Source organism: Roseateles noduli (assembly GCF_050626985.1).
Classification (GTDB): domain Bacteria; phylum Pseudomonadota; class Gammaproteobacteria; order Burkholderiales; family Burkholderiaceae_C; genus Roseateles; species Roseateles noduli_A.
The window spans coordinates 4,895,400-4,909,879 of record NZ_CP192463.1 but is presented as its reverse complement, the minus strand read 5'-3'; the positions used below and the strand labels follow the sequence as shown (position 1 = coordinate 4,909,879).

Annotated in this window: 9 protein-coding genes; 8 read left to right on the top strand and 1 reads right to left on the bottom strand. The window is 65.2% G+C overall.

Annotated features, from left to right (window positions below; genetic code table 11):
- Nucleotides 1-185: 185 nt before the first annotated feature.
- Nucleotides 186-824 (bottom strand): TetR/AcrR family transcriptional regulator, encoded by a 639-nt coding sequence (locus tag ACQ4L4_RS21230; RefSeq protein ID WP_431100848.1) that lies wholly within the window; start codon nt 822-824, stop codon nt 186-188.
- A 79-nt stretch (nt 825-903) separates the two neighbouring features.
- Here ACQ4L4_RS21230 and ACQ4L4_RS21225 point away from each other — a divergent pair, with 79 nt between their 5' ends.
- The 8 genes from ACQ4L4_RS21225 to ACQ4L4_RS21190 all read left to right on the top strand — a co-directional run bounded on the left by ACQ4L4_RS21225 (nt 904) and on the right by ACQ4L4_RS21190 (nt 13,114).
- Complete coding sequence (locus ACQ4L4_RS21225; RefSeq protein WP_431100847.1) at nt 904-2,382, top strand: efflux transporter outer membrane subunit; 1,479 nt, start codon at nt 904-906, stop codon at nt 2,380-2,382.
- Complete coding sequence (locus ACQ4L4_RS21220; protein WP_431100846.1) at nt 2,379-3,512, top strand: efflux RND transporter periplasmic adaptor subunit; 1,134 nt, start codon at nt 2,379-2,381, stop codon at nt 3,510-3,512. The genes ACQ4L4_RS21225 and ACQ4L4_RS21220 overlap by 4 nt, the downstream gene beginning before the upstream one ends.
- On the top strand, nt 3,509-6,643 hold the full coding sequence (locus tag ACQ4L4_RS21215) for an efflux RND transporter permease subunit (RefSeq protein WP_431100845.1): 3,135 nt from the start codon (nt 3,509-3,511) through the stop codon (nt 6,641-6,643). The genes ACQ4L4_RS21220 and ACQ4L4_RS21215 overlap by 4 nt, the downstream gene beginning before the upstream one ends.
- A 318-nt stretch (nt 6,644-6,961) precedes the next feature.
- Nucleotides 6,962-7,855: an NAD(P)/FAD-dependent oxidoreductase gene (locus ACQ4L4_RS21210; RefSeq protein ID WP_431100844.1), complete on the top strand. Its 894-nt coding sequence runs from the start codon at nt 6,962-6,964 to the stop codon at nt 7,853-7,855.
- Between the two features lie 131 nt (nt 7,856-7,986).
- Nucleotides 7,987-8,793 carry an oxidoreductase gene (locus tag ACQ4L4_RS21205; RefSeq protein ID WP_431100843.1) on the top strand — a complete coding sequence of 269 codons (807 nt, stop codon included), beginning with the start codon at nt 7,987-7,989 and terminating at the stop codon, nt 8,791-8,793.
- A 507-nt stretch (nt 8,794-9,300) separates the two neighbouring features.
- The gene (locus ACQ4L4_RS21200; protein ID WP_431100842.1) at nt 9,301-11,019 is read left to right on the top strand and encodes a methyl-accepting chemotaxis protein; all 1,719 of its coding nucleotides are present in this window, start codon (nt 9,301-9,303) and stop codon (nt 11,017-11,019) included.
- 288 nt (nt 11,020-11,307) lie between these two features.
- A complete protein-coding gene (locus ACQ4L4_RS21195) occupies nt 11,308-11,577 on the top strand; it encodes an NAD-dependent epimerase/dehydratase family protein (protein WP_431100841.1) in 270 nt (89 codons plus the stop codon).
- Nucleotides 11,578-12,766: 1,189 nt separating this feature from the next.
- Nucleotides 12,767-13,114 carry a hypothetical protein gene (locus ACQ4L4_RS21190; protein ID WP_431100840.1) on the top strand — a complete coding sequence of 116 codons (348 nt, stop codon included), beginning with the start codon at nt 12,767-12,769 and terminating at the stop codon, nt 13,112-13,114.
- Nucleotides 13,115-14,480: the final 1,366 nt, after the last annotated feature.

Sequence of the window (14,480 nt, the reverse complement as noted above, 5' to 3'; positions counted from 1 at the left end):
GCGCTTGCCTCATGCATACCTTAACGAGCGCCTCCGCGCTGCGGGACAGACGCAAGTGGACCCTATGAAGTCGGTCACCGTGATCGCTGAACTGGCGGCTTTGCATTTGGCGTGCCGTCAAGAGGCCTCAGGGAACTAAGGCCCAAGGGCAACCGCAAAGGCAGGCATTTTGATCGCCTGCTCGCCTATACGCCGTAGGCTGCCATGAAGACCCGTACAGCCTCGCGCAGAAGAGCCCTGTTTTCTCGAGGATCCGGCATCTCAATCTTCAGCAGTCCGCGAATGTGCCCCGAGCCCAGGAACATCGACAGGAACAAGTCCGCTGCCTGAAGAGGGTTCCCCACGTTGAGCGTGCCCGCTGAGTGGGCGCGGCGCAAGTATGCGGCCAGCTCGCTGTTCACCCGCTCCGGGCCTTCCTTGTAGAACGCACGGCAAGTTTCCGGTTGAACGCCCGCGACGCCATAGACAGCGCGCATCGCGCCCAGGGCGTCCCCGCGCGCCAGCGCAAGAAACCGGGCGCCAACCGCCATCAGCGCCTCCTCCGGTTGGTCCGGGTCTAGCCCCTCGGCGCCCGGGGTCTCAGCCACCACCGCCGCCGTCCTGTTGCGCACGACAGCCTGGAACAGCCCCTCTTTGGAGCCGAAGTTGCTATAGACGGTCATCTTGGACACACCGGCGTCCGCGGCGATGGCATCCACGCTAGCACGCTCCAAGCCATGCTCGTTGAAGTGGTTTCGCGCGGCTTCCAAGATGCGCCTGCAGCGCTCGGGATCGCGCGGACGCCCCCGCTGGGGCTTGGGAGCAGGAACCGGGTCGGTGGACATGGGCAAATTTAGTGTACTTGACAGTTCACTATATCTGAACCACATTACTGTACTAATAAGTACATCAATTCATAGTCCCATGACTTCCTCCTCCCGCCGCCGCAGATCGCTCACCGCGGCAACCCGCCTCCCGGTGCTAGCGGCAGCGGTTGCGCTGTCGGCGTGCTCCACGCCGGCCGTGCAGCCGCCGTCACTTTCAGCGCCCCTCGCGACTGCATTTGCCCACTCCGATGACGTACAGGCGCAAGGCGCGGCCGCGGGCCCTGAGTGGTGGGCCGCCTGGCAAGATCCCACGCTCACCTCGCTCATCGAGGAAGCGCTGGGTGCCAACCAGGACGTCGCCATCGCGCTCCAGCGCGTCGCCCAGGCTCGCGCGGGCGCCGATGCCCAGGCCTCCCGCCTGTGGCCGACGGTGGGCGTGCAGGCCTCCGCATCACGCAGCAGTAGCGGCCTGCCCGCGGCCGTAAAGCAAGGGATGCCCGACACGCAAGCGCTGCGCGTCGGCGTCGACGTCGCCTGGGAAATCGACTTAGCGGGGGGCGTTCGCGCGGCCCGTGACGCGGCGCAGGCCGACAACACGGCAGCGGTTGCAGGAGTGCAAGGCGCGCGCTTGTTGATCGCCAGCGAGATTGCGCGCCAATACTTCGTGCTGCGCAGCGCCGAGGAGCGGCTGCACATCGTGTCGGCCCTGGCCGATGCCCAGCGCCAGACCGCCGCACGAGTGGAGAGTCGTCTGCGCGAAGGCCAAGCCAGCGCATTCGACCACGACCGTGCCCGCGCCGAAGCTGACGCGCTGGACGCTCAGGTGCCAGCACTCCGGATGTTGGTCGGTATCACGCAGACCCAGCTAGCGGTGCTGCTCGGCCGCAGCCCGTCGGTACGCGTCCTCGACGACGACAAGGGCTTCGCGTGGCCTGCGGCGCGTGCCATCACGGCGGGCCAGCCCAGCGAACTGCTGAGGCGCCGCCCCGATCTGGTCGCTGCCGAGGCGCGTGTCGCTGCCGAAGCGCTGCGCACCGCCGAAGCCCGCGCCCAGTGGTGGCCCAAACTGTTCCTAAGCGCATTGGTGGGTCGCCAAGACTTGCGGCTGAACGCGCTCGAGCTCGCGCCGGCTCACTTCTCCAACGTCGCGCTGGCCTTTGCGATGCCGGTCTTCAACGCCGGCCGCATCGACGCGGGCGTTCGCGTGCAATCAGCGCGCGCCGACGAAGCACTGCTCGCCTGGCAGAAAGCGGTGCTCGTGGCGGTCCAGGAAGTGGAGGACAGCCTGCTCGTGCGCTCGCAGGAGGCCGAGCGCAACGCGGCCCTCGCACTCACCGTCGAACACCGCCGCCGTTCGCTGCAGCGTGCCGAGTCGTTGCAGCGCGAAGGACAGATTGACCTGCTGGCCCTGCTGGACGTGCAGCGCTCCGTGCTGGCCAGCGAACTGGCCTTGTCGGAAAGCCGCCTGCAGCGGGCGCTGGCCGACGTACAGCTCTTCAAAGCCCTGGGCGGTGGGTTCTCGATCACGCAGCCCGGCACCCACGTGACTTCACTTGCCGCAAGGACGTCCCAGTGAACAGGATCTTGCCCGCCCTCTCTCTTTCAAGCGTCGCCGTTGCCAGCCTGCTGCTGGCGGCCTGCAGCGAACGGCCCGCACCGGCCGTCGCCGTGAAACCAGTTTTCGTGACCACCGTGACACCGGCCAACGCCGCGCAGACCCGCAGCTTCACCTCGGTGGTTCGTGCCCGTGTGGAGACCGAGCTGGGATTTCGGACTGGAGGCAAGGTGGTCGAGCGACTCGTCGAAGTCGGGGACAGTGTCAAGGCTGGCCAGGTTCTGGCCCGTCTGGATCCGGCCGACTACCAACTGGCCGTGAAGGCGGCTGCGGACCAGGTGCTGGCCGCGTCCGTGGACGCGCAGCAGGCCGCTTCCGATGAGGCGCGCTTTCGCCGGCTGCTGGCGGACGGGTCGGTCGGCGCCGCCGATCACGAGCGCCAGAAGGCGCGCGCCGACGGCGCGGCGGCGCGCCTGGATCAAGCGAATCGCCAGCTCGAGCTGGCGCGCAATCGCGAGGCGTACGCCGCGCTGGTCGCGCCCTACGCAGGCGTCGTCACGACGCTGAGCTTCGAGCGCGGCCAAGTGGTCGCGGAAGGCCAGCCCGTGCTGTCGCTGGCCCGCGATGGCGACCGCGAGATCGTCGCCGAGCTGCCTGAGGACTGGGTCGGCCGGGCACGAAGCCTAACAGCCACGGCAGCCCCCTGGAACGACCCGACATCGCAGGTCCGCCTCGTGCTGCGCGAACTTTCGCCGCAGGCCAGCCCGCAAGGCCGGACCTACCGCGCGCGCTATTCGGCCGCGCCCGAATCGCACGAGACCGTGGCTGCGCTGCCGCTTGGCAGCACGATGCATTTGGCGCTGTCGGCACCGCATGCAGGCCCCGCGACCGCAGTGCTTCCCGTGAGCGCCTTGGTCAAGGGCAGCGGCCCCGCCGGCGTTTGGACGGTGAACGCCAAGGGTTCGGGCCTCGTGCTCACACCGGTCCGAGTCGTGGCCATCGATGACGCCACAGTCCAGGTCACGGGCTTGGCCGCTGGCAGCAGGGTCGTCAGCGTCGGCGCTCAGAAGCTCGATGCGGGCATTGCCGTGCGCGCTGTCGAGCGCCCCCCCGAATCCGCCGCAACCCCTGTGGTCAAGAGCAGTTCATGAAACGCTTCAATCTTTCGGAATGGGCTGTCACGCACCGGCCCATGGTGCTGTTCCTGATCATCGCGACGCTCGTCGTCGGCAGCCTGTCGTTCAGCCGCCTCGGGCGGCTGGAGGATCCCAATTTTGACGTGCCGCAGATGACCGCCATCGTCGTGTGGCCCGGCGCCACGGCGCAAGATGTGCAGGACCAGGTGCTCAACCGCATTGAGCGCCGCCTGCAGGAGCTGGATCACTTCGACTACGTGCGCAGCTTTTCGCGCCAGGGCTACGGCGGCATCACGCTGTGGATGAAGGGCGGCAGCAGCAAGGAAGAACTGGAGAACGCGTGGTACCAGGTGCGCAAGAAGATCGGCGACACGCGCCAGGAGTTCCCCGAGGGCGTGCGCGGGCCGTTCTTCAACGACGAGTACAACGATCGCTACAGCGTGCTGTATGCGTTGAGCGCTCATGACTTGTCGATGGCCGAGCTGCTGGCCCTGACGGAGGACGTGAAGCGCCGCCTCCAGAGTGTGCCCGGCGCCGCCAAGGTGGACGTGCTGGGCAAGCAGGCCGAGCGGGTGTACGTGGAGTTGTCGACGCGGCGCCTGGCCTCACTCGGCATCGCGCCGACGGCGGTGTTCGACGCACTGGCGCGCCAGAACCTCGTGACGCCCGCCGGTTCGGACGATGCCGCGCACGACCGTGTGCAGGTGCGCGTGGACGGCGGGCTCAAGAGCGCCGCGGACGTTGCCAACGTGACGTTGGAAGTCGGTGGTCGGCTGCTGCGAATGGCCGACATCGCCACCGTGCGCACCGGCTATGAGGACCCGCCCAGCTTCAGCATCCGTCACAACGGCGTGCCGGTCCTGGCCATCGGCGTGACCATGCAGCAAAACGGCAATGTGCTGGACTTCGGCAAGGCGCTGGAGCAGCGGCTCGACCAGATCAGGCAAGAGGTGCCGGCAGGGGTCGAGATCCAGCAGTACGCCGACCAGCCGCGCGTGGTGGCCGAGTCGGTCTGGGAGTTCGAGCGCTCCTTCCTGGAGGCGCTGGCCATCGTGCTGGCCGTGTCCTTCCTGTTCCTGGGCTGGCGCACCGGCATCGTGGTCGCCGCATCGGTGCCCCTGGTGCTCGCGCTAGTCGCCGCCGTGATGCATGCCGCCGGCTGGAACCTCGACCGCATCTCGCTCGGGGCGTTGATCATCGCGCTGGGCCTGCTGGTGGACGACGCCATCATCGCCGTCGAGATGATGGTGGTAAAACTGGAGGAGGGTTGGGACCGCCTGCGCGCGGCCACTTACGCCTACACCTCCACGGCGTTTCCGATGCTGACCGGCACGCTGGTCACGGCCGCCGGCTTCATGCCGGTGGGCTTCGCCAAGTCGATTGCCGGCCAATACGCGGGCGGCATTTTCTGGATCGTCGGTACGGCGCTGATCCTGTCCTGGCTGGTGGCGGTGGTCTTCACGCCGTATCTGGGGGTGATGCTGCTGCCGAAGAACCTGGCGAGCCGACATGAACACGGCAACCACCACGACCCCTATGACCGGCCGGTCTACCGACGGCTGCGCGGCATCGTCGACTGGGCGGTGCAGCACCGAGCCTGGGTCCTGGCCATCACGGTGCTGGTCTTCGCCGTGGCCGGTGCCGGCATGCTGAAGGTACAGCAGCAGTTCTTCCCGACAGCGTCGCGGCCGGAGTTGCTTGTCGACCTGCGGCTGCGCGAGGGCGCGTCCTTCGCCGCCACCGAGCATCAGGTGAAGCTGCTGGAAGCCGAGCTGTCCAAGGACCCGGACATCGAGTTCTTCACGGCGTACACCGGCGCTGGTACGCCGCGCTTTTATCTGTCGATCCAACCGGAACTGCCCAACCCCGGGTTCGCCCAGTTTGTCATCAAGACGGCAGGGATTGAACAGCGCGAGCGCGTGCGCGCTCGTCTGATGGAACTCTTCGACAAGGATGAGGCCTTCCCCGATGTCAGGGCGCGCGTGCAGCGTCTGGAGTTCGGCCCGCCGGTGGGCTTCCCGGTGCAGTTGCGCGTCATCGGCCCGGACAAGGCGCAGGTGCGCGAGATCGCCTACCGCGTGCGCGATACGGTACGCCAGAGCCCGCTGGTACGCGACACGCAACTCGACTGGAACGAGCAGGTCCGCTCGATGCAGGTCCACGTCGACCAGGACAAGGCGCGGCTGCTGGGCCTGTCCACGGCCGACGTCCAGGGCCTGGTGCAGACCGCGCTGGAGGGAGCGCCGGCAACGCAGATCCGTCGCGGCGAGGAACTCGTGGACGTGATCGTGCGGGCGATACCCGACGAGCGCAAGCGCATTGGCCAACTAGGCGATCTTCAATTGTTCACGCGCAGCGGCGTCACCTTGCCGCTTTCGCAGGTGGCGCGGGTCGAGCCGGGCTTTGAAGAGCCGGTGCTGTGGCGGCGCAACCGCGACATGGCACTCACCGTGCGCAGCGACGTCGTCGATGGCGTTCAGGGGCCCGACGCCACGGCGAAGATCCGACCGTCGCTCAAGCCGATCATCGACAGCCTGCCGGTGGGCTACCGCATCGAAGAAGGCGGCGCGATCGAAGAGAGCGACAAGGCCAACGAGGCGCTGTTCGCCGTGTTTCCCGCGATGTTTGCAGTGATGTTGACGCTGCTGATGATCCAGCTGCAAAGCTTCTCGCGCCTCTTCATGGTGTTCATGACGGCGCCGCTGGCGCTGATCGGCGTGGTGCCGGCGTTACTGCTGTTCAATGCCCCGTTCGGCTTCGTCGCGCTGCTCGGTGTGATCGCATTGAGCGGCATGATCATGCGCAACTCGATCATCCTGGTCGACCAGATCGACCAGGACATCGCGCGCGGCCTTGCGCCCTGGGTCGCCATCGTCGAGGCAACGGTGCGACGCTCGCGCCCGGTGGTGCTGACAGCGGCTGCGGCAGTTCTGGCGATGATCCCGCTCACGCGCAGCGTCTTCTGGGGCCCGATGGCAATTGCGATTATGGGTGGCCTGGTAGTGGCCACGGCCCTGACCCTCGTCTTCGTGCCTGCGCTGTACGCGGCTTGGTTCCGCATCCGACGCGACAGCCCCGCGCAGGCGCCTGCGGAATCGACGCCAGGGCTCGCCGCGCGACTTGCGGACGGAGAGGCCCATGCTTGAGTACAGAGGTCCCCAGGGCGCCGGACCGCCGCATCGGCATTCACTCACAAGGAGGATGTCGATGACTACTGATCGAGGCGTGAATCGTTCCGGTCGAAGTGCTCGCTCCAAAGCCGGCTCAAGCATCGCCGGGCGCTGAGCGTGATCCCGCATGACAACCACATCGAGCCGACTGTCGGTCGGTCAGACGGTCAGCCTTCCATGCAACGACGAGCCCTTCTGACGCTGGCCGCGCTCTCCACCACCGGCCTCGCCATCGCCCAGTCCACTGCCAAGCCCAGCCCACCTCCCTCTGGCCACAAAACGGAGCCCATCACCATGAATGACGTCATCATCATCGGCGGCAGCTTTGCCGGCCTCGCCGCCGCCCTGCAGCTCGGACGTGCCGGCCGCAAGGTCACCGTTCTCGACACCGGGTTGCCGCGCAATCGCTTCGCCGGTCACTCCCATGGCCTGCTTGGCCACGATCACAAGCCGCCGCTGGACATCCTGGCCGAGGCGCGGCGGCAACTGGCGCGATATCCCGCGATCAAGCTCGTCAATGCCAAGGCCGACAGCGTCGCTGGCGCCATCGATGATTTTTCCGTGGTCACTGGCGACGGCGAAAGCTTTAGGGCACGCCGCGTGGTCCTGAGCTATGGCGTCGCCGACCAGATGCCTGATGTGCCAGGCTTTGCCGAAAGCTGGGGCACGTCCATCGTTCCCTGCCCCTATTGCGACGGCTTTGAAGTCGCCGGCCAGCATTGGGGCCTTGTCTGGTCGGGGCCGCCGTCCCACCAGTCCGCCAAGCTGTTTGGCGATTGGACCGACAAGTTGACGATGTTCGCCGATGGTCACTACATCGCGCCCGATATCCAGGCCGATCTGGCGCGCCGCAAGATACCTGTCGTCGATGGCCGCATCATCGAGATCGCCCATCGCAACGGCCATATCTCTACCGTCAATCTCGATACCCACGGCAATGTCGCGGTCGATGTCCTGTTCGCCCATCCGCGTAACAAGCCGTCGGCAGGCCTGCATGAATCACTGGGCCTCGTCACGGTCGATACGCCCGCCGGCATCGCCCTTAGGGTCGACGAGCGCCGCCAAACCAGCATGCCCGGCATCTACGCCGCCGGCGACCTCGCCACGCCCTTCCTCCCCTCAGTCACCCAGGCCTCGTGGCAGGGCGCGATGGCGGGCATCTTCGCCCAGCAGTCGATGCTGACCTGAGGGCCTGATCCCTTCTCCGGTGCCCGCAGGCTGCCGCGGCACCGGCATCCGCATGACGAGGCGTCACGCGTGCATTGGTACGTGTGCGGCCGCGCTTCGCCCGCATTCGCCTGATTCAACCAGAGATCTTCATGACCAACCAACCCACTATCCTAATCACAGGCGTTTCCTCCGGCATCGGGCTCGCGACAGCCAAGAAGTTCGTCGCGTGCGGCAGCCGCGTTTTCGGAACGGTGCGCAGCCTCCAGAAGGCCACCCCGATCGCCGGTGTCGAGCTGGTCGAGATGGACGTTCGCAAAGACGCCTCGGTGCTCGCCGGCGTGCTGACAGTGATCGGTCGCGCCGGGCGGGTCGATGTCCTCGTCAATAACGCCGGCGTCAGCATGATCGGCGCGGTGGAGGAGACCATGCCTGCCGAGGCGGCCGCCCTGTTCGACACCAACGTGCTGGGCGTTCTCAGAGTCTCGCAGGCGGTCCTGCCGCACATGCGGGAGCGGCGGCAGGGCAGGATCATCAATGTCAGCTCCGTGCTGGGTTTTCTGCCGGGACCCTACATGGGACTCTACGCCGCATCCAAGCACGCCATCGAAGGGTTGTCGGAATCGCTGGATCACGAGGTTCGCCAGTTCGGTATCCGCGTCACTCTGGTGCAGCCTTCCTACACGAAGACCAGCCTCGAGGCCAACTCGCCCCACGCGGCCACGTTGATCAATGCCTACGACAAAGAACGCCAACGCGTCACGCGGTCGTTCTCTACCAATGTCAATGGCGGCGGCGACCCGGCGACCGTCGCCAACACCATCGTCGATGCGGCATTTGGAGCCAGGCGGATGCGACGCCCGCCCCCGGGCCAAGCCTCACTTCTGAGCAAGTTGCGCCGCTTTATGCCCGCCGGCCCTGTCGACAAAAGCCTGCGCAAGCAGCTGGGCCTGGGCTGAGGCCAGACCCATTCGGATTCCCTTCGGCAAGTCATTGCCGTGCGACGCCCCCGCGCGGGGCCTACGTGAAGGAGCTCACCCATGAAAACTTACCTTCGTGCTTACGTCCTGGCGGTGCTCGCTGCGCTAGCGGGCTGTGCAGCATCGGTCGACGAGAAGACGTGCGATGCGCCTCAGATTCAGCGAGAGCTCGGCTACACGCCTCCAGGCTGTGAGCAGGCCCCCTGAATTCAACCGTGGCCAGCGTGAGCCGTTAGTCCGTCATCCCAACTAAAACCAATCCCGGGAAAGGGTGAACCTTCGCACTCGCGTCGGCGTTGCAGCCGCACTTGAGTGAGCCAACTGCGAGCGCAAAGCCAGTTCATGTAGGCAAAGGTCCGACACCAAGAAGCGGCGACTCCAACTTTCCGAATTTTGTCGTACGGCGCACAGTACCACCCATCAGCCCTGCAACCGCGCGGGTTTCCTCTGCCAACTTGAACGGGTGTGCCAATGTCGCGTTTATCTGTGAAGCAGCTTCTTGTGCTGGCGTTTGGTCTACTGGCGGCGTGTGTGACCGCTGTGTCCCTTCTGGCGCTTCACGATCTTGGTGCCACGAGCGGCCGTTTCACCGACTTTGTGAACGGTATTGCCCAACGGGAAGGGCTGGCGGTCGACCTACGTATCGAGGCGAACCGCCGCGCGATCGGGGTGCGGGACATGGCCATCGCTCAGTCCCCCGGCGAGTTGCAGGCAGGCAAAGAGATGGCGCTCAGTGCGCATGCGCAGCTCGGTAAAACGCTTGAGAAGCTGAAGAGCACCGTCCAGCGCTCCTCCACGAGCGATCGCGAGCGCGCAATCCTGGCACGCATCCTGGAAATCGAGGCCAAGTACAGCCCGGTGGCTGCCGGCATCGTTGCGATGGCGGACGCGGGCAAGCGTGAGGAGGCTACGCAGGCGATCAGCCGGGATTGCCGCCCGCTGCTTTCCGCCCTTCTCGCCGCGGCGCGCGAATACGTCGACGAGACCCGGGCCCAAGCCGACCAAAGCGTGCGCTCCGCTGAAACCGACTACGCGGGTCAGCGCTGGTGGCTCGGGATCGCAAGCGCAGTGGCCGTTGCGGCCGCGATCGCGCTCGGACTCTTCATCACCCGGCGCATGCTGCGAGCGCTCGGCACGGAGCCCGCCGTGCTGAGCGAGGTCGCGCAACGCGTGGCACAGGGGGACCTGAGTACCGTTAGCGGTGCCGACTCGGCACCTTACGGTAGTGTGCTCGCGTCGATGGGCCAAATGCAGCAGCAGCTCGTCACCCTGATCGGTCAGGTGCGCCAGGCTGCGCAAACCATCGCCGGCGCCAGCGAAGAGATTGCGCACGGCAACAACGATTTGTCGAACCGGACCGAGGAGCAAGCGTCCGCACTTGAGCAAACAGCTTCTTCCATGGAGCAGCTCAGTGCCACCGTTCGGCAAAACGCCGACAACGCCGTGCAAGGCAGCCTGCTAGCTCGGGGTGCTAGTGAAGTGGCGGGCCGGGGCGGCGAGGTCGTCAGTCAAGTGATCGGGAAGATGCGAGGCATCCAGGACAGCAGCAAGCGGATCGGCGACATCATCGGAACCATCGATGGGATCGCATTCCAAACCAACATCCTGGCGCTGAATGCGGCAGTGGAGGCTGCGCGCGCAGGTGAACAGGGGCGCGGATTCGCAGTTGTGGCGTCGGAGGTTCGCAGCTTGGCTACACGCTCGGCACAAGCGGCGAAGGAGATCAAACAGCTCATTAACGACAGTACCACCCGTGTTGAGGAGGGTACCGCCCTCGTGGATAAAGCTGGCGCCACGATGGAAGAGGTAGTTGCCGCGATCGGGCGCGTGACTGACGTCATGGCTGAGATCAGTGCAGCAAGCGCAGAGCAGAGCACCGGTGTGTCCCAGATCGGTCAAGCAGTCGCACAGATGGACCAAGCCACCCAGCAAAACGCTGCGCTCGTCGAAGAGTCCGCGGCTGCCGCAGACAGCCTGAGGGAGCAAGCCAATCGGATGGTCGAGTCGGTCGACGTATTCAAGATCGACGTCGGCGGAACGCACGCTGCCGCTGCTGCGCAGGCGGGGGGACGCATTCGCCATGTGTCGCTGAATGGCGTGAACGAGAGGCGCATGAGGGCCGCGCCACTGACCTCGTCAGAGCATTCGGCACGGAGGACCTCCTCAGTGCCGTCGACTAGCGATGGCGTCTGGGCCGTCATCTGACCCGCGTGGGGGCTTCGCAGCCCGCCGCCTCAACGCGGGCCGCTTCAGTTGGCCCCGCGACGTGACCGGCACGCTGAGCCTAGCCGCACTCAGTTCGACGCCCTGGTGCTAGGTCTGCCCTGGCAGTACGTGGGCGAGGCGGGCAACGGTTTCGTCATCAGCAATGAAAATCTCCACGCGCTTCTCGGTCTCTTGCGCCAAGTAGCCGGCGTGGTCAGCAAGAGGCGCCGCGCTTGGATAAAGGGGCTGAGGCGTGGGGGCAGCCTGCCTGGGACGGTGCGACGGGCCGTGCACCTGAGCACGGAGTCGGTGCTCTTGGATGGCGGACCGCTGGTGAATGCTGAAGAGAGCTGGCCCCTCCCGGCGCGCCCGGTCGGCGGCTATTCCGCCACAAAGGCTCAGGCGGAACGCGAGGCGCTCGCCGCGTCGCAAGCCCGGCTGGACGTTGTCGTCGTCCGCCCGCGATTCATCTGGGGACGCGACGACACGACCGCGCTGCCGCAATTGTTGAAGGCTGTGGATTCTGGCAAGTTCGCCTGGATCGACGGTGGGCGGTAACCGGCGGGCGCTGGAGTCTGCCGGTCACAAGGCAGGCGTTGGCGCCCTCAGCCGTTGAGGTGACGTTGAACGTCGGAAAGGCGCGCCGCGACTTGAACTATGTGCGGCCCGTCACCCGCGCGCAGGGGTTGGCAGAGCTGTGCGCCGTCCCTCCCGGCTGATGGCGCTCTCGGCTTGTTGCTACGGCCGCGGCACCGAAGTTCTCCCGCTGCTGCGGTTAACGAACGTCCGCTTCCGCTGGCGGATTCAACCGGTCGATGCAACACACTGATCGCTGTGTTCCAAGGCCAAGCGGAAGCTCTCGATGCACAACGCTCAGGTCAATCGATCGACGATGCGATCGTGATGCTCGCCAACTGGATGGAGCTCCCTCACGATAGGCTGACAGAAGACGACCGCGCGGTCCTGATCACGATTGGCGGCTTGCTCTATCGCGAAGGTCTACGTCAGCGACGTCTTTAGCGACACGTTTTCAGGGCAGCAGGCCATCTGGATCGATGGCGAGAATTGAACCCGCGAGCGGCCTCAGCCAGACAGCGTCTAGGCACTATCCGTGCGAATTTGGTGCGAGCTCCCCTCGGCGCCTCTGCTTCAGGACTGGAAGCGGAGGTCGACTCAGTCGTCGCAGCGAGGCCCGCGCCGCCAATGAATCACGATTGCACATGCTCAGTTACGGACACTCTGCGAGACGGCCTCTTGCTGAAGGCTCCAGCGAACGGGCAATCTCCTCGTTCACCGGCGCAACCTGCGCAAGCCAAGACACTGTGAGGCCAAATCCGGGCGTGATGTGCACCAGCGCACTGAGCGCGGCTTCAGATGGTGCCAGCATAGTCGCATGGTAGAAATTTCCACCGCGACGAGCGAGCAGCTTCATCTTGCCCTGGCGAGATGGGTAGTTTCTGTTGAAGCCCTCTTGCAAGAAATTGACCGCGTTACAAAGGGTGGACATCCGAACCCAGCAGTAATGTGCCATTTAATCGCCGCAGCTGAAGCTAATCTCCTGCGATGCGAGGAGGCCCAATCATTGTGAACGCTAGGCTTAATTGCCACGATTTTGAACAGGGAGGTCATCGATGGATAGAGCCACCCAGCGAGCTTTGAAGTTCTGGCGACAGACTGATACCGAGGCTCGACCGCGAGAGCGAGCTACCGGCGGACATGAGGCCAAGGTAAACGATGGGGAGTCGACATGGATTACCTCGTCGGAATGCACCAGGTCGTCGTGCTTGAGAGTGACCACAACAGCACCGAGCGCACGATTCGCCGGGAGCTGGAGCGGAGCCTGGGCGGCGCCGCAGGCGTGGTCGAGGCGCTTCTCGCTGGCGGCAGAGGGGACTACGGGGTCAGAACAGCAGCAGGTGCCGCAAGCGAGCGCTGGCGCGACGCGATGCTCGCCGCGTTGGATGCGGCCCACCTCGAGTTTGCTGCCTTAATTCTGCGACTGGCCGGCGACGAGTTCGATGAAGCGCTGGCGGATGAGCTTGTAACGGTCGACAGCCGGGCAGTGGCCCTTATGGAGGCTACTCCAGCAATGTGAGAGCTCGGTGGCAGATTACGAGTTCCTCTATCGCAATGCCGAGTTCGGACTTTTTGCGCCGCCAGATCTCAAGTGCTCGCTGGGCCTCATCCCCCACAAATGGCGCTTGGGCACCCTTGCGGGGGCTCGCGTCCTTCCAAGCAAGCTGCTCAGCCACGACGCAGCCCTGCAAGTGCAGCATTGCAGCTGAAACCCTGAGACGGCTAATCATGCGAACTCTCGGATACGCGTCGCGCGGCCCGGTGTCTGACATAGATCTCAAAGGCAGCCAGCGTGATGAGGCTACACCGTAGAGCGTTTTCGCGCGATGGCTTTACGTGAGATCTGAGCGACGCCAGCATGACTTACTGAATCGCGTCTTTGTCCTGGCCCAGTTGGAGGAGAAGAGCGTCGGTCCTGACCGCGTCGGCCTGATCGAAAAATCGGCCGGCCGCGGGCGGATCAGCAGCTGGGCACCATCGACAGGCCCCGCAAGCCAGGCCGCCCAGTCCTCAGGCTCACCGTCGACCACAGCGCGCTTGTCCTGCTTGTCGGCAGGCAGGTTCGGATCTGGCTTGTGCAGTCGGGCCAGCATCGAATGGCCGTCGCAGTTTCACGTCAGCATCGTGTAGTTAGGAACGATCTCGCCCGTGGCCCAGTCCGTCCAGTGGTTCCAGGTCCCGGCGAGCATCCACGGCAGCCCGTCGGCGCGCTTAAGTTACCACCACGCATTGCGCCCCGTCTCCCAGTTGGGTTACTGGTACCAGCTCGCGGGAATCAGACAGCGGCGCCCTTCCCCCAAGCTGCGCGAAACGTCGGGCTCGTCCCGACCGTCTCCCTACAGTGTTGATCAGGTTGAGAGCGGATGTGAGGTCCTGTCCGATGACGCCTTTGAACAGTTGCCTAGGCGCCATCGCTGGATGCGCTTACCAATCCAAGTCGGCGCGGCCTCCCGCGAACATCGGATTTCAAATTCACGCCGTGGATCATTCTGGTCAGCGGCTTCGTCACCAAGTCAGCGCGGCCAGAGACAGCTAGATCCCAGTACGGAGCACAAAGTACTGACGCCCACCGTCGATGGCGGGCCCGTTGACCAAGGATATTCGGCGCGACGGGGCTAACGCAGCCTATTGAACGTGAGGTCGCACTCAATGCGTTTCCGTCCTCAGAGGAGCAATGGCATCTCTATCAGCAGTGGAGGGGCATTGCTGCGCCGGTCGCCGCGTCATCTTATCTCGCCCAGAAAGTGATGGCTCGTCGAGGCCACCGGGTGTCCAGGCAAAGGCGGCATTCGAACGAACGCGAGATCGGGAAGATCAAGAGAGCAGGCGGCCTGAATTGCGCCGCCGCATGCAGGAGCTAGTCAACACTCGCGTGGCTAGGCGCC

What these genes read in the sequence shown, in the direction of transcription:
- ACQ4L4_RS21190 (WP_431100840.1), top strand. Translation starts at nt 12,767, where the DNA reads ATGGATTACCTCGTCGGAATGCACCAGGTCGTCGTGCTTGAGAGTGAC.
- ACQ4L4_RS21210 (WP_431100844.1), top strand. Translation starts at nt 6,962, where the DNA reads ATGAATGACGTCATCATCATCGGCGGCAGCTTTGCCGGCCTCGCCGCC.
- ACQ4L4_RS21215 (WP_431100845.1), top strand. Translation starts at nt 3,509, where the DNA reads ATGAAACGCTTCAATCTTTCGGAATGGGCTGTCACGCACCGGCCCATG.
- ACQ4L4_RS21225 (WP_431100847.1), top strand. Translation starts at nt 904, where the DNA reads ATGACTTCCTCCTCCCGCCGCCGCAGATCGCTCACCGCGGCAACCCGC.
- ACQ4L4_RS21205 (WP_431100843.1), top strand. Translation starts at nt 7,987, where the DNA reads ATGACCAACCAACCCACTATCCTAATCACAGGCGTTTCCTCCGGCATC.
- ACQ4L4_RS21230 (WP_431100848.1), bottom strand. Translation starts at nt 824, where the DNA reads ATGTCCACCGACCCGGTTCCTGCTCCCAAGCCCCAGCGGGGGCGTCCG.